The 15,451-nt window shown below is 53.0% G+C and carries 13 protein-coding genes; 2 read left to right on the forward strand and 11 right to left on the reverse strand.

The features are described from left to right. Positions 1-3: 3 nt before the first annotated feature. From HMPREF3164_RS00215 to dapB, 4 genes are all read right to left on the reverse strand, one after another. Complete coding sequence (locus HMPREF3164_RS00215) at positions 4-1,728, reverse strand: ribonuclease J (RefSeq protein WP_013398755.1); 1,725 nt, start codon at positions 1,726-1,728, stop codon at positions 4-6. A gap of 278 nt (positions 1,729-2,006) precedes the next feature. Continuing rightward, positions 2,007-2,942, reverse strand: coding sequence for a 4-hydroxy-tetrahydrodipicolinate synthase (dapA, locus tag HMPREF3164_RS00220; protein WP_080972546.1), 936 nt, complete (start codon positions 2,940-2,942; stop codon positions 2,007-2,009). Positions 2,943-3,098: 156 nt separating this feature from the next. Continuing rightward, positions 3,099-3,749, reverse strand: a complete 651-nt coding sequence (locus tag HMPREF3164_RS00225; protein ID WP_048753081.1) for a hypothetical protein — start codon at positions 3,747-3,749, stop codon at positions 3,099-3,101. Between the two features lie 21 nt (positions 3,750-3,770). Further along, complete coding sequence (dapB, locus tag HMPREF3164_RS00230; protein ID WP_070448418.1) at positions 3,771-4,538, reverse strand: 4-hydroxy-tetrahydrodipicolinate reductase; 768 nt, start codon at positions 4,536-4,538, stop codon at positions 3,771-3,773. 284 nt (positions 4,539-4,822) lie between these two features. On the opposite strand from dapB, the gene HMPREF3164_RS00235 reads away from it, so the two are divergent. Beyond that, positions 4,823-6,766, forward strand: a complete 1,944-nt coding sequence (locus tag HMPREF3164_RS00235; protein WP_070448419.1) for an acyltransferase family protein — start codon at positions 4,823-4,825, stop codon at positions 6,764-6,766. Positions 6,767-7,008: 242 nt separating this feature from the next. On the opposite strand, the gene HMPREF3164_RS00240 is transcribed toward HMPREF3164_RS00235, so the two are convergent. The 3 genes from HMPREF3164_RS00240 to HMPREF3164_RS00250 all read right to left on the reverse strand — a co-directional run bounded on the left by HMPREF3164_RS00240 (position 7,009) and on the right by HMPREF3164_RS00250 (position 8,653). Continuing rightward, complete coding sequence (locus tag HMPREF3164_RS00240; RefSeq protein WP_070448420.1) at positions 7,009-7,512, reverse strand: hypothetical protein; 504 nt, start codon at positions 7,510-7,512, stop codon at positions 7,009-7,011. A 28-nt stretch (positions 7,513-7,540) separates the two neighbouring features. Next, on the reverse strand, positions 7,541-8,098 hold the full coding sequence (locus HMPREF3164_RS00245; RefSeq protein WP_070448421.1) for a hypothetical protein: 558 nt from the start codon (positions 8,096-8,098) through the stop codon (positions 7,541-7,543). Positions 8,099-8,203: 105 nt separating this feature from the next. Continuing rightward, positions 8,204-8,653 (reverse strand): hypothetical protein, encoded by a 450-nt coding sequence (locus HMPREF3164_RS00250; RefSeq protein ID WP_246822533.1) that lies wholly within the window; start codon positions 8,651-8,653, stop codon positions 8,204-8,206. A 149-nt stretch (positions 8,654-8,802) separates the two neighbouring features. Here HMPREF3164_RS00250 and HMPREF3164_RS00255 point away from each other — a divergent pair, with 149 nt between their 5' ends. Next, entirely contained in the window at positions 8,803-9,768 is a 966-nt protein-coding gene (locus HMPREF3164_RS00255) for a hypothetical protein (protein WP_070448423.1), read from the forward strand. Positions 9,769-9,787: 19 nt separating this feature from the next. Here HMPREF3164_RS00255 and HMPREF3164_RS00260 read toward each other — a convergent pair whose 3' ends face one another. The 4 genes from HMPREF3164_RS00260 to rpsO all read right to left on the reverse strand — a co-directional run bounded on the left by HMPREF3164_RS00260 (position 9,788) and on the right by rpsO (position 15,295). After that, positions 9,788-10,861 (reverse strand): epoxide hydrolase family protein, encoded by a 1,074-nt coding sequence (locus tag HMPREF3164_RS00260; protein WP_048755090.1) that lies wholly within the window; start codon positions 10,859-10,861, stop codon positions 9,788-9,790. A gap of 158 nt (positions 10,862-11,019) precedes the next feature. After that, positions 11,020-12,351 (reverse strand): M16 family metallopeptidase, encoded by a 1,332-nt coding sequence (locus tag HMPREF3164_RS00265; protein WP_070448424.1) that lies wholly within the window; start codon positions 12,349-12,351, stop codon positions 11,020-11,022. Positions 12,352-12,525: 174 nt separating this feature from the next. Beyond that, positions 12,526-14,745: a polyribonucleotide nucleotidyltransferase gene (locus HMPREF3164_RS00270; RefSeq protein WP_070448425.1), complete on the reverse strand. Its 2,220-nt coding sequence runs from the start codon at positions 14,743-14,745 to the stop codon at positions 12,526-12,528. 280 nt (positions 14,746-15,025) lie between these two features. Then, positions 15,026-15,295 (reverse strand): 30S ribosomal protein S15, encoded by a 270-nt coding sequence (gene rpsO, locus HMPREF3164_RS00275; protein WP_004006251.1) that lies wholly within the window; start codon positions 15,293-15,295, stop codon positions 15,026-15,028. Between the last annotated feature and the right edge of the window lie 156 nt (positions 15,296-15,451).

The following is a 15,451-nucleotide window of genomic DNA, read 5'->3' on the forward strand; positions in this document are numbered from 1 at the left end:
TCGCTACACCGTCGGCTTAGGCTCCTCATCCGTTTTAGTCTCAACGACCACTGGGACGATCATGGGCTTACGGCGCAGGCGGCGGGAGATCCATGCACCAATGGTACGGCGCACAATCTGCTGAAGCTGCTGTACCGTATGCACCTTCTCGGGCGCGCGGTGAAGCGCATCCTCAAGGGCGGCGGTAATTTTGGGGGTGATCTCGTCGAAGACCGAATCGTCTTCGGCGATACCGCGGGCATGAATATCTGGCCCGGTTACCACACGTTTGGTAGCACGATCAATCACTGTCACGATAGAGACGAATCCTTCTTCACCCAGAACGCGGCGTGCCTTAAGATCGTCCTCAGTCACCGAACCGACAGAACGTCCATCCACGTACAGGTATTCGCAGGGAACTTCGCCAACGATCTTCGCTACGCCGTCTTTGAGATCCACAACGGTACCGGATTCGCACAGGAGCACGCCTTCTTCGGGAACACCTGTCTCTTTTGCCAGTTCCCCGTTAGCAATCAGGTGACGAACCTCGCCGTGAACAGGCATCACGTTCTTCGGTTCCAGAATGTTGTAGCAGTACAGCAGCTCTCCCGCCGCCGCGTGACCGGAAACGTGAACCTTCGCGTTGCCCTTATGCACAACAGTCACGCCGAGTTTCATCAGGGCGTTAATGATGCGGTACACGCTGGTTTCGTTGCCTGGAATCAGCGATGAAGCCAACACGACGGTGTCGCCCGGTTCAAGCTGAACCTTGTGATCGCCATTAGCCATACGCGACAGAGCCGCCATCGGCTCGCCCTGCGAACCGGTACACATGAGTACAAGCTCATCGGGGCGGTATTCATCGACCTTCTTCAAATCTACAAGAACGCCCTCAGGTACCTTGAGGTAACCCAGTTTCTCAGCGATGGTCATATTGCGCACCATGGAGCGTCCGACCAGCACAACTTTGCGCCCGCGCTCGACTGCGGCATCGAGCACCTGCTGCACGCGGTGAACGTGTGAGGAGAACGAGGCCACGATAATACGACCGGGCGCATCGCGGAATACGCTCGATATAACAGGTCCGATATTTTTTTCGGTGGGTGTAAACCCGGGAACCTCTGCGTTTGTGGAGTCAGGCAGGAATAGATCCACACCTTCGTCGCCCAGACGCGAGAAGTGACGCAGGTCGGTGATGCGCCCATCCAGTGGAAGCTGATCCATCTTAAAGTCGCCGGTGTGTAGCACAGTTCCTGCAGCGGTTCGGATAAATACGGCGAGTGCATCCGGAATAGAGTGGTTAACCGCGATGAACTCGCATTCAAAAGGACCAAATTTTTCGATCTGGTGTTCCTTTACGGTGAGCGTATAAGGCTTGATGCGATGCTCGGCAAGCTTCGCTTCTACCAGCGCGAGAGTGAGTTCGGAACCGATGAGGGGAATATCGGGACGTTTCTTAAGCAGATAAGGTACCGCCCCAATGTGGTCTTCGTGCCCGTGAGTGAGAACCATGGCGACTACATCATCCAGGCGATCGACCACATAGCTGAAGTCGGGCAGGATTAGGTCTACACCGGGCTGGGACTCTTCAGGGAAGAGCACACCGCAGTCTACAATCAGCAGTTTGCCGTTGATTTCGTAGACGGTCATATTTCGACCGACTTCACCCAGACCACCGAGAGGCACCACGCGCAGGGTGTCTTTCTGCAGTTTGGGAGGCGCCGGCAGATCATTTTCAAAAACGCTCATGCGTATCTCCTTATTTTCTATGATTCTATTTTTCGTGTCGTCTAAGGGCGCACCCGCTGTGAGTATCAAACTCCGAAGCGTATCGGGCTGCTTCGCGGGTGCTGCTCATGCGGCTTGAGAGGCTGAGAGTCCGTTCGCCAAAGGTCATGGACGCATCTCGCCTCTAGAGGAGGGGTCCACGCCTTCACGTTCCGCTTCTGCACGGAAAGCGGACCCGCGTGATCTTCTCGCTACATACGAGTCACGCTGGGTCCGCCCGAAACTAGCCGCAGAAAGTCTTATGCGTTTTTAAGAGTCTGCGCGATAGTGGAGGAAAGCAGATCCGCTCGGATAGCCTCCGCCACCTCGGGTTCGGAAAGTACATGAGGCAGGCGTACAACAGGTGTGCCAAGAACGCCTTGCCAAGCCAGGATTTCTTTGGCAGCAACGGCTCCGGGGGCTCGTCCCATGGTGGCGTTCACAATGGGCACGAGCTGCAGGTTAATGCGCTGCGCACTCACAAGATCCTGCGCTACAACGGCATCGATAAACTCACGGAAGAGCATGGGTGCCACATGCGCGGTAACTGAAACTAAGCCTACGGCTCCTACTGCCATCCAAGGCAGAGTCAAACCATCATCACCACTGTAGTAATGCAAATCTGTGGTTGCCATAACGTCGGTTGCGGCGCCAAAGTCAGCCTTCGCATCCTTAACAGCAACAATATTATCAAGTTCTGCCAGCCGACGGTAGGTGTCGGGGGCAATCGGGATGCTGGCACGCCCCGGAATATCGTAGAGCATGATGGGTGTACTGGTGGCTTTTGCTACGGTGCTAAAATGCGCGTAAACGCCATGCTGAGTGGGCTTGTTATAGTAGGGAGTCACTACAAGCAAACCGTCAACACCAACCTTTTCGGCGCGACGGGCAAGCTCAATGGTATGCGCGGTGTCGTTCGAGCCCACGCCAGCAACAATAGAGGCACGGTCTCCTACAGCTTCTTTGACGATGGCGAAAACTCGCTCGTTCTCATCATCGGTCATGGTCGAGTATTCTCCTGTGGTGCCACAGACAATCAACCCGTCATGACCATTGTTAATGAGGTATTCCGCCAGGTGTGCAACCTGTTTTTCATCCACAGATCCGTCTTGAGCGAAGGGCGTTACCATCGCCGTGAGCAGACGCCCAAAGGGCGGGTTTACAAAAGTACCGGGGTTCATCACGTTCTCAGCCATACACCCCAGAGTACTATCTTAAGCTATTCTTACGCTACATTAATTTTGCTTCTGTCCCGAAAAATTTTCACTTTTTATGGAATTCTGCGTTCTTGAGCTCAAAACGCAACTTCAAGCACTCCTCATGAACACGCATGGACTACCCTAACAGCCACGCTATTTCAGGTCGGTCACACCACGACCGCGGCGTAGAGAAATCGCATTTCGCATAGCGGCGCGGGCACGTTTACGTTCACCGCAGACATCGTACATGCACGAGAGATTAAACCAGGCTTCCCAGCTGTCCGGATGTGCTTCGAGAACATCGGCAAATTTTTCAAGTTCTACTGAAGCGGCCTCACGATCAACCCTTCCGGAAGGACTTCGTGGCAGCGTATCTTCGGGAAGTTTACCCTGGGCATCAAGCTCCTGAGCCATTCGCTGTATACACGCACCAAATATCACCTCGCGCACAAGCGCCCATGCACCCACTGCGGGCAAAAGCAATAGTCCTGCCCCGAGCAGAATACCTGCGATATTCCCCGACGCAATGAGCACGACCCCACGCTGTGCCGTAAACAGCAGGTACAGCCCCAAGAGCGCCACTGTGAGCGCCGCAAAGATTTTACCTTTACCGCCCGCATCCACCAGCATAAATACTCCGCTAAAAATCAGCACGCCCAGTATTGACGCACGAATACCCAGCGACAGAGGCAGCAGAAGCACGGTACAGACTAATAAGAGACAGGCAATCGCAACCCATAACCTCAGCGATGTCAGCCATGAGGCGCCCCGCACGGGTTTTACCGTTTCTTGTTCAGAGGTCATTGGAGTCGGTATCCGCACGATCTACAGATCCATATACTTATCGAGTCCAACGCTCAGCCCCGGATGAGCCGCGACCCGCCGAACGCCCAAAAGCACTCCGGGCATGAAGGATGCGCGGTCGAAAGAATCGTGGCGGATTGTCAAAAGCTGTCCGGGGTCGCCCAGCAGAATTTCCTGATGCGCAACCATGCCGCGAAGCCGCACCGCATGCACATTAATACCCTCAACTTTACCGCCGCGAGACCCCAGAGGATCGCTCTCGGTAGCATCCGGACTGGTTCCAAGCCCAGCTTCCTCTCGCGCAGCCGCAACCCGGCGTGCTGTGTGAGCGGCTGTTCCCGAGGGGGCATCGACCTTATTGGGGTGGTGAATCTCGATAATCTCAACCGATTCAAAATACGGTGCCGCCTTAGCCGCAAATTCCGTCGCCAAAATGGATCCCAACGCAAAATTCGGCGCGATCAGCACACCCACCTGCGGGTGCTCATCAAGAAGCTCACGCAAGGATTCCACACGTTCTTCAGTCCAGCCGGTAGTACCCACAACGGCATGCACTCCGTGCTCTACGGCAAAACGGACGTTCGTCTCGGTAGCGCTCGGCACGGTCAAATCAACCATAATCTCAGCATTAGTTTCGACGAGCTTTTCGAGAGAATCTTCACGCCCTAAAGCGGCAACTAATTCAAGATCGGGGGCATCGGTAATAGCCTTGACCGCTTCCGATCCCATACGCCCCGATGCTCCAAGAACCGCCACCCGCCGTATTTTAGTCTGCGTTGCTTCTACCATTCTGTTGCCTCCAAAAATTACGAATAGCCCAGTTATCTCTACCCTATTATCGCATGTGGTGTACAGCACGAATCGAGACACTATGTTGCTTATGTACTACGCCCCATCAACGCTCAAGCACCAGCACAACACCCTTATAGATACCAAAATATCTGGTAACCGCGTTTCTTAAATTTCACAAAACTTCCCGATGGCTCCAAACGTCTCTATATAACAAATAAACTTTTATACTAGTAAACAGTATTTTTCTTCACTCTTTCATCACCCCGGAGTAACAACACATCATGAAGCAACTTTTTCCGTCTGCGGTCAGTCCCCATGAGGCTAACCGCTCTTTTATGTTGCCCGGGCTTGACGGCCTGCGAGCTATCGCCGTACTCCTGGTAATTGTGTACCATCTCTGGCCTACTGCGGTGCCGGGCGGTATGATCGGGGTCGATATTTTCTTCGTCATCTCGGGATATTTGATTACCGCTCTCTTACTCCGTGAAGGGGCGATAACCGGGCGCATTAACCTGTTCCTTTTCTGGAAGCGCCGCGCTCGCAGGCTCCTTCCTGCGATCGCACTACTCATTTTAGTAACCGGACCCATCGCACTAGCAGTAGGCGGCGATATACAGGTCAATCTGGGCAGACAACTTACTGGCGCAGGCACATTCTCATCTAACTGGCTCTCTATTTTCAGCGGTAACGACTATTTTGCTCAGACTTCTCCCGAACTTTTCACGAACTTTTGGTCGCTTGCCGTTGAAGAGCAGTTCTACCTGTTCTGGCCTCTTCTCCTGGTGGCGGCGGGTGTTATCCTCGGCAGACGGTGGAGACGATTCAGCCTCATTATCTTTATAGCTATCATTGCATCCTTAACAAGCGGCACGGTTATGTTGGCGTTTGGAGCGCCCATCAGCCGTATTTATTACGGTACCGATACCCATGTTTACGGTCTGCTTCTAGGTGTTTTACTAGCTTTTTCGATCCCGTGGTCGCTCTATCCACCTCGTGATAAACACGTTATATATCGAGTGGCGCAACCCTTTGGAGCGGTGACTTTCCTGCGTGTAATTCTCAGCTGGCTCTGCTTGGTTGCTCTCATTTCGCTTGCTCTTCTTATGCCTGAGAAGGCGCCGGGCACTATCCCCTGGGGGCTCCTCGGCGCTTCGCTGCTGACTCTTGGAGTTATTCAAGGAATCCTGCCGGATATGCTCGCCGGGGCATCGTCTCTATTACGTTCGGTACTATCTTTCGGCCCCCTCACCTGGATTGGGCAGCGATCCTACGGACTTTACCTCTGGCACTGGCCGCTTGCCGTTATGGCGCATTATCTTCTGGGTGTGGATCGTTCACCGCTGTGGAACGTCGTTGTTCTGCTGGTTACCGTCATTATTGCTGAGCTTTCTTATCGTTACCTTGAAACTCCAGTACGGCGATATGGTTTCCGTAGCTCGTTCGCACAATTTTTTGGAAGCATTCGTTACGGCAGGTATCGTGCTCTACCCGTTATTGCTTTAGTCCTTGTGATGGGCGCAGGCTCAGCGACTGCCGTCGCGGTACGAACTGCTCCTGATCAAACTAGTGCGCAACGCGCCGTTGAAGAAGGCAAAAAGCGCGCCCAGGAACGTTTAAAAGCGCGTGAGGAACAACGAGCACATGCGAGCGCCTCGCCAACAGCAAGTTCGACAGCAGCAAATCCTAGCGCTGCGACCTCTGCGGTGCCAGATGAATATCCGCAGGTGAATTCTGCTGATGTAACCGTGATCGGCGATTCTGTAGTGCTTTCTGCAGAGCCCGATATTTATGATGCGATGCCGGACGCCACGATCGACGCGGCAGAGGGACGCACCATTGTTCAGGCGTTGCCCATGGTTAAATCCTGGTCATCGCAGGGAAAAATTGGGAAAGTTTTAGTACTCTCGGTAACCGCTAACTCGACGCTGATGCCCGGTCAGCTTGAAGAGGTTTTGCGGGCGCTTCCGGCAGACACGAAGTTGGTGCTCGCAACGGGGTACGGTCCGCGAACCCTCACCTGGATTGATTCTTCAAATAATCTGATTCGTGAGTTTGCGCAGAAAAATTCTTCCCGCGTCTATATTGCAGACTGGAACGGTGCAATAACGCAGGCGGTGCGGAGCGATCCAAGCCTGATGACTTCGGACGGCGTGCATCCGGAGGTTAAGGGGCAGATGCTCTACGCCCGTATTCTGACGGAGGCGGTTGCTCGGGCACAAAGTTAGGAGGAAATCGTACATGTAGTGTATTGGTGGTGTTTTTAAACCTTTTGAATCCACACGCTTCAAACTACGGGTCAAGCAAATCAAACCGTTTTGATACTGGCAGGCTGAAGTAGGGAGTTTTGAAAGTAATTGAACCTTTCAAGAACTTCACGTACCTGGATTACTATCATGTATAAAACTACATAACCAGCTAAATCTATTCCGCATCGTCAAGACGTCTTCGGGATCCAGCTTTGGCTTGCTTAGTACAACAAAGTAATACTCCCCTGCATATCAACAAAAGCCTTCCTATCGGCAGGTTTCCACGAATTGCAGCGAAACAAAATGCTGTTTTCACAGCGCTCAACTAGCATTCCGCTATCACCGGTGAAAGACTCTAGTTGCTTTACATCCGTGAGTCCCCGAGGACCAGCTAAATACTCGTTGTACACAAGGATTGATGATTCTTGAGTGGCACCACGAATAGGTATTCGGGCGTAATTCTCGTCGCCCGGTGTCGGGTTCACCTCACCATGAACCAGCCTGATTCTCTCCGATAGCTTTCCGTCTGGGTGGGTGAACTTACAGCCATAGGCATTTAATCGTAAAGCTACCTCTCCAGCCGGGTGCGGTGACGTGAACCGTATTTCCAGCTCTTTCGGGACATCCGTGATATCAATCGCTCCGAAAATCTGCAGCCCCTCCCACTCAAAATAGAATTCCTTGATGGTTGGGCTGCGGCGCATCATCTCACTAAAGTCTGGCATGTGTCTTCCCTCCTGCTGCCTGAAGGCGTTAGCTGAGATCTATATCAAAATTCCTTTTTATTGAACGTTTCAACTGCCTCATCACATCGTCCACCGTTTTCCCCCGTCGAACAGATGACCTCAACGAGTCAGAGAAAAATTGCAGACCATCAATATACCCCTCTGAAGCCTCGTAATCAGGACGAGCTATCAACGGCCGATTATATGTAAGTGTCTTCTTCGAGGTTTTCGACGCGGCCCATTCCACATCACTCCGGTATTTCTGCAAGAATGTACACAGGCAGAAAGCAAAATCAATGGCCAGGCTGAAAAAAGTGCCAGAAATATCATCCATCTGCGGCCCTGTCCTATCTAAGGACTCCCTCCCCAACCGCAACAGCTGTTCTAAATCACTGAGAGTAGGAAAATCTTTGCCACTTGTAGAGCCTAGATACTCTGCAACATACGCGGTCCTTGGCCCTTGATCCTCTTTGAATAGTTTAACGACCTGTCGCAGTTGGGCTCTAGTCATTTCCTTGAATGGTATCGGCTCATGACGCGGCGCAAACCAATCATAAGCTTGATCAAAATCTTCGAAGTTCATCATGAGTTATAGGTTTTCTCTCTGACATGCTGAAAATACGCCAGCGGTGATGTTAGTTGTCTCTTAGACGGTGATGTCGCTAAAAATCTCTCAGAAAGTTCTCTACCGCTAAGAGCCTTGACGAGCTACCCGCAAGGCATCAAGCATCAGGTGATCTGTGTCGGTCTCCTGTGAGAAGGAGTACTCGTAGAGCAGATATTCCAGGCTTCTATCCTCCGTAAGAGCGTCTTGAGCATACGATAAAGAGGCGGCAAACCGGGCACGGTAGAAAAGCGGTTGTACAATATCGTACGGTTTATCGGCGTCGAGCTCCTCAAGGTACATCTCGTCCATGCTCTCTGCCCACTGCTGGAGACGTTCGGCGTGGGAGAATATTTCTTGCTCACGCACTATACGCACAATATCCTCAGCCACCTCAAGCGCTGAAAGGTGCTGCTGTTTCCAGTCAAGCCACGCCAATGCTAAAAGGCTGATAAGTTTCTCACGTTGTGATGCATCTAGACCGCAGATTTGCTGTAGTTCTTCGGTATAGTCGGGAGGGACAACGATAGTGAACATAGCGGGGTTCCTTTCGCGAATTCCCTCAACCTTAGCACAAGGGTAAAGTGAAACAGGGAGGAATCTCCTCATGAGAAACTCGTGAAAGCTGTACACGATAATCTCTACCATAAAAGCACCGTCTCTACACCCGATATTAAAGGGATTCTATGGAGTCACAGCAGGAAACATCACACGATATATTAGAGTCTCTTCTTCAAGAGCTTGTAGAGCGTGGAGAAGACTTTAGTTTCTACATAAGTCTCTGTCTTCGTCTGCTTGCGCGGTCTCCAAAGCATGGTTGGGATGTTAGGGCTTTTATGCGGGGTTTAGAGCCCGAAGATATGGCAGCTCCACGCGATCCTGCCGAGCTCCGAACAAACCCAAAGTTTCTGGAGAGCGAATGGCTTATGGGCAAATATTCTATCCTTCTAGAAGCTTTCGATGAGGCGGGAACTTCCCATCACATATCCACTGCCGCTCCAAGAGATACGACCCTGGCAGGATACGATCTTCGCATCCTGTGGAAAATCGTCAATGCCCACTACAGCTCGTATTTTGAGCCAGACCCGCGCAGGCGTGTTACCTGTGCGATTGAGGGGCTTGTGGGAAAAGATTATTCGGTTGAAGACCTCACACGTGATCTTCAAGATTACCTTGATCGGCATGCGTGTCTGCTTAAACTACCGGACCTCTGCCGCGAGCTGGCGGATCAGGGTAAAGATCTGGCATTCTTCGCGGACCTTGGTATACGTCTTCTTGAATCCGTCACCTGGCCCGTGGATGATCTGCGTTCCTTCCTTCAGGAAATAGGCTCGGAGGATGTGGTGAATCCAGTCGGTATTCCCAAGCTTGACTGGCATGAGCTGTTTCGCACGTCTGACGATGAGATTTTTGCCGACAGTGAGCAACTCATGCAAAAGTACAGTATTCTCGCGGATACGCTTGGTGAATTGAGCAGCCCCGCATATTCTCAAGTTGATCTTGCTGCCCGCGTCGCCCACGCCCAGTACGAGCTGTTCTTCGCATGTGAAGGGCAAACGCGCCTCCTGAAGGCTCTGCGGATTCTTTTATCGGAGGACTACACTGCCGATATGCTTTGCACTGATGCAGAGGCATATCTAGCAGATCGGTAAAAGATCACGACCAGCCCGATTAGGCTGCCAGAAATTCCAGGAGGTCTTGAACGAAAAGCTCCGGCTCCTCCAAGGCCGCAAAGTGTCCGCCGCGCTCAGGATGTGTAAACCTGACAACATTGAAAAACCGTTCCGCATATTCGCGTGGAGGATTACTGATATCGTGCGGGAAAATCGCGAATGCGGTTGGAACCTCTACCCTACCCTGCTGTATATTCCCGGCGCCCAAAGCCTCCCGATATATCCTTGCGGCGGAGTGCTCGGTATTCGTTATCCAGTACAGCATCGTATTTGCGATGATAGTATCCCATGAAATCCCGTTTTCGCTCCACGACTGCATTTTCTCCGCCATAAAAGCAGCCAAAAATACTGGTGAATCGGCAAAGCCGTAAGAAACAGTCAAAGGTTTTGTGGAAAGCAGCATATAGTAACCGCCTTCAACCTGCGACCAACGCGCAACCCGGTTCAGATAATCTTGTTCTGCGTCCGAAAGCGTGCTCTTATCGAGAGAATACTGGTTTGAAAACGGGACATCGGTTAAGTGCAGTTTCAGGATACTCTGCGGATAACGCAACGCCATCTGCTGACCAATCGAGGCTCCCCAATCACCACCGTGTACCACATAGTGCTCATAACCCAACTGTTCCATCAACGTATGGAGCCGTTCGGCAATATCTGCGACAGTGTGTTTTTCCAGCTGTTCCGAGAAAGCGAATCCGGGAAGCGAAGGAACAACAACGTTATACCCCGCCTCAACGAGAGGATGAATCACCGGAATATACCGTAAGAAAGAATCGGGCCAGCCGTGAATCAGCAGAACTGTACCAAGATTTTGTGGGCTTTGCTCATGAAGAGCATGCAGCTCTTTGCCCTGTATTGTATAGATGCCATGCCGATACGAGTTCAATATTTTCTGATGCGCCGCCCAATCATACTCGGTAAGCCAATAATCCACGAGATTTTTCATAAACTCGACCGAGATTCCTGCGTTATTCTCCTGTTCATCTAGAACAACAGGAAAACGTGCACCCCGCAAACGGACCTTCAGATCTTCAAGTACTTCGTGCGATACGTCAATATATAGGTCTCGCATAAGCTTCTTTCCTCCCCCAGTCTTCTCTCTATGAATACCCCATACTCATACAGCATTACATGCCACCGTATAACAAATCCCGCAGGGACACAGACGTTTTCGTCATCAGACACGAGAACGTCTACGCGCTGCGGGGGTTTCGGGAATAATAAAGGGCGTTAGCGCACAATCGTAGTGATCATCTGCTGTTGCCCCAGATACCTGGCAAGGTCGTGTACATCGTCAAGGGTAACCGCACGAATTTTTTCCAATAGCTCATCGGTGCTCGTGAACTTGCCTGAGTCCAGCTCGGCACGCCCCAGTCGGGACATCCGAGAACCCGAGTCCTCACTGCCCAAAACAGTTGAACCGGCCAGCTGCCCGCGTACTTTACTGAGTTCTTCCTCAGTAATTCCTGCGGACACCAACTTATCAAACTCATACTGCAAGAGTTCACACACCTGCTCGGTTTTAGCGGGCAAGCACCCTGCGTACATGCCGAAATATCCCGCATCGGAGTAGGCACCCGAGAACGCAAACGTACTGTACGCCAGCCCGCGTTTTTCGCGAATCTCCTGGAAAAGCCGCGAAGACATGCCCGACCCAAAAGCACTCGACAGCACACTCATCGCGTAGCGGCGCTCATCCCCAGCGATAATACTCGGGCACCCCATCACAATATTGGTCTGTTCAAAGCCCTTCTGCACCTCGTACAGCTCGGAAAACGGGACAATACCGCTCTCTGTGCGCACACGGCGCGGTACCGGAGCCACACCCTCAAGAAGGTTCCAGCCGTAGCGGGTGAGCGCATCCAACACAAGGTTTACGATGTGCGAGTGCTCCAGCGACCCAGCCGCCGAGATAACAAGGCGATCCGGCGTGTAATACTGCTTGTAATGTTCCCACACAGCATCCCGCGGGACCTGCATAATCTCCTGCGGAGTACCACCGATCGGGCGACCCAGGGGGTTCTGGCCCATAAGCTGTTCTACAAAATTCTCGAAGGCAACGTCCGTAGGATCATCCTGGTCCATGGCAATCTCTTCCAGAATCACCCCGCGCTCCTGCTCCAGATGCTCTGGATCGAGCAAAGCGTTACTCACCATATCAGCCAGAACATCAACCGCCATCGGGGTATCATCGTCAAGTACACGCGCATAATAGCAGGTATGTTCCTTCGCAGTGAGGGCGTTTGATTCGCCTCCCACCGCATCGAATGCCTGGGCAATATCAAAAGCAGTTCGAGACGGAGTTCCTTTAAAGAGCAGATGCTCCAAAAAGTGGGTAGACCCCAACATACCGGGTGCTTCATCCCGGGAGCCGACCCCCACCCAGAATCCGAGGGAAACGCCGCGGGTGCCAGGCATCCGCTCCGTTATCACCCGAACACCGCCGGGCAAAATCGATCGGCGAACTTCATTACCATTTATACCCTCGTAAACCAGGCGACCGCGTTCATAGTCGAGCTCAGCGGTAATCTCATCGCGCGCAACGGGAAGAGAAATAGGCATTAGTGAATAGTCCTTAGCAAACCAAATGTATATAGCGAGCCGTACAAGTCAGAGTAAACGCCAGCCCATCATGAGAACAACCCTCAGGAGTCTCAGGACGAGCTGGCGCTGCTTATCCGACAGAAAAACCAGCAAGTTCCTTAGTCAAGGTGCGGTTTATATCGGGGAGAGTTTCTACTCGGCATCCTCAGCATCAATCACTGGGGAGAGCGAAAGCTTGCCGCGATCGTCAATCTTAGTGATCTCAACCTGCACCTTCTGCCCCACCGAAACAACGTCTTCGGCATCCACCACACGCTTACCACCGTTGAGCTTGCGCATCTCAGAAATATGAAGCAGACCGTCCTTACCGGGGGTAAGCGAAATGAACGCACCGAAATCGGTCACCTTCACAACGGTACCCAGGTAGCGCTCGCCGACCTCGGGAACCTGCGGGTTCGCGATCGCGTTGATAGCGGTGCGTGCAGCCTCAGCCGAAGGACCGTCGGTTGCACCGATAAAGACAGTACCATCGTCTTCAATCGAAATATCGGCACCGGTATCTTCCTGGATCTGGTTAATCATCTTGCCCTTCGGGCCGATCACCTCGCCGATCTTAGCGACCGGAACCTTCACCGAGATGATGCGCGGCGCAAATTCGCTCATCTCATCGGGGGCATCAATAGCTGCGGTGATCACATCCAGAATGTGCAGACGAGCCTCACGTGCCTGGGTCAGTGCGCCTGCCAGCACAGATGCAGGAATGCCGTCGAGCTTGGTGTCCAGCTGAATAGCAGTCACAAATTCGCTGGTACCGGCAACCTTGAAATCCATATCGCCTAGGGCATCTTCGGCACCCAGAATATCGGTCAGTGCGGCGTAACGGGTTTCGCCATCAACCTCATCAGAAACAAGACCCATTGCGATACCTGCAACGGGCGCGCGCAGAGGCACACCGGCATTGAGCAGCGACAGGGTCGAAGCGCAGACCGACCCCATCGACGTGGAGCCGTTCGAGCCCAGAGCCTCAGAGACCTGGCGGATCGCGTAGGGGAACTCCTCGCGTGAGGGCAGCACCGGGGTAAGCGCACGTTCCGCAAGTGCGCCGTGACCGATTTCGCGACGCTTGGGCGAACCAACACGGCCGGTCTCGCCGGTAGAGTACGGCGGGAAGTTGTAGTGGTGAATGTAACGCTTGGACGTGACCGGGTACAACGAATCGAGCTGCTGCTCCAGCTTGAGCATATTCAAGGTGGTCACGCCCATAATCTGGGTTTCGCCACGCTCAAAAATCGCCGAACCGTGCACGCGCGGCAGTATTTCAACCTCGGCGGTCAACTGACGAATATCGGTGAGTCCGCGACCATCAATACGCACCTGTTCAGTGAGGATGCGCTGGCGCACGGTGTGCTTGGTAAGAGCAGCAAACGCCACTGAAACTTCATTAGCGCGCTCCTCAAACTCTTTACCTTCCCCGGTGAGGGCTTCCATCAGCTCGGATTCAAGCTCAGCGGCAGCGGCTTCACGCTCCTGTTTACCCGCGATGGAGTAAACTTCCACGAGGCGCTCGCCCGCGAAGTCCTTCACGGCGGTATCGACGTCTTCGCCGTGTCCGCCGAAGTAGGGAAGCTCCAGGGCGGGTTTACCGGCGCGCTCCACAAGGTCAGCCTGCGCCTTGCACAGAGCAGCAATAAAGGGCTTCGCAGCCTCCAAACCTTCAGCCACGATCTCTTCGGTGGGAGCAGCGTGTCCGTCTTCCTTGATGAGCTTCCAAGAATTATCGGTTGCCTCTGCCTCTACCATCATGATCGCAACGTCTTCGCTGCCATCGGCCTTGGTCACGATGCGACCGGCCACAGCCATATCGAATACGGCGTTTTCCAGCTGAGAGTATTTGGGGAAGCACACCCACTGCCCATCAATAAGGGCCATACGCACACCACCGATAGGCCCGCTAAAGGGCGCACCCGATAACGCGGTTGATGCGGATGCTGCATTAATCGCAAAGGTATTGTAAATTTCATCTGGCTCGATGGTCAGAACGGTGACGACAACCTGCACTTCGTTACGAATACCCTTCGTAAAAGCGGGGCGCAGCGGACGGTCGATTAGACGTGCCGCAAGAATCGCCTCGGTCGGGGGTCGCCCCTCGCGGCGGAAGAACGAACCGGGAATTTTACCGGCGGCGTACATGCGCTCTTCAACGTCTACGGTCAGCGGGAAGAAGTCAAAGCCCTCGCGGGGAGATTTACCAATTGCGGTTGCTGAAAGCAGCGTTGTTTCGTCATCAATCGTGACGAGCACGGATCCTGCCGCTTGTTTGGCGAGACGGCCAGTTTCAAAACGTACATGGCGTTTGCCATGAATACCATTGTCAATTTCTACTTCAGAGAATTGGATTTCGGGACCTTCCACGATTCCTTCTTTCTGTGTTCGTATACCCGTCGCCATTTCCACCCAATCTATCGGCCTTCGATAGGAAACCACGGACGTCGTACCCTGAACCTCTGTTGTACACAGGAGTATTCCGTAATTCGCTACCGAGGACCGCACCGGGGCGTGCCTGGAACGAGCGCTCTTTATAAACTGTTTATCTGAAAAATGGACGGGTTTCCGTACATGATAACGCGGGCGCATCCCCCGCCGTGCGACGGAGGATGCGCCCGCTTAGCGTTACCTGCAAGGTACGAAAACCTTAGCGACGCAGACCAAGACGCTCAATGAGCGAACGGTAGCGTTCAATATCAATATCCTTGAGGTAGCCTAGCATATTGCGACGACGACCCACGAGGATCATCAAACCACGACGGGAGTGGTGATCGTGCTTGTGGAACTTCAAATGCTCAGTCAGATCGGAGATTCGACGAGACAGAACTGCAATCTGCACCTCGGGAGAACCAGTGTCACCCTCGTGAGTTGCGTATTCCTTGATGATTTCCTGCTTGATAGCGGGATCCAATGCCACTGTATAACTCCTAGAGTTAGTGCCGCGTAGCTGCCCGTACGACCGTATGTCGCCGGGGTTTTGGGCGTATGCCCCTCACGTCTTCTGCCGCGGACCGCAGACACGCGTTTAACACATTCTACGCTACTTTTACGGATTTTGAAAGATTACCGCCGC

It is taken from the genome of Rothia sp. HMSC08A08, from assembly GCF_001808385.1.
Lineage (GTDB): Bacteria > Actinomycetota > Actinomycetes > Actinomycetales > Micrococcaceae > Rothia > Rothia dentocariosa.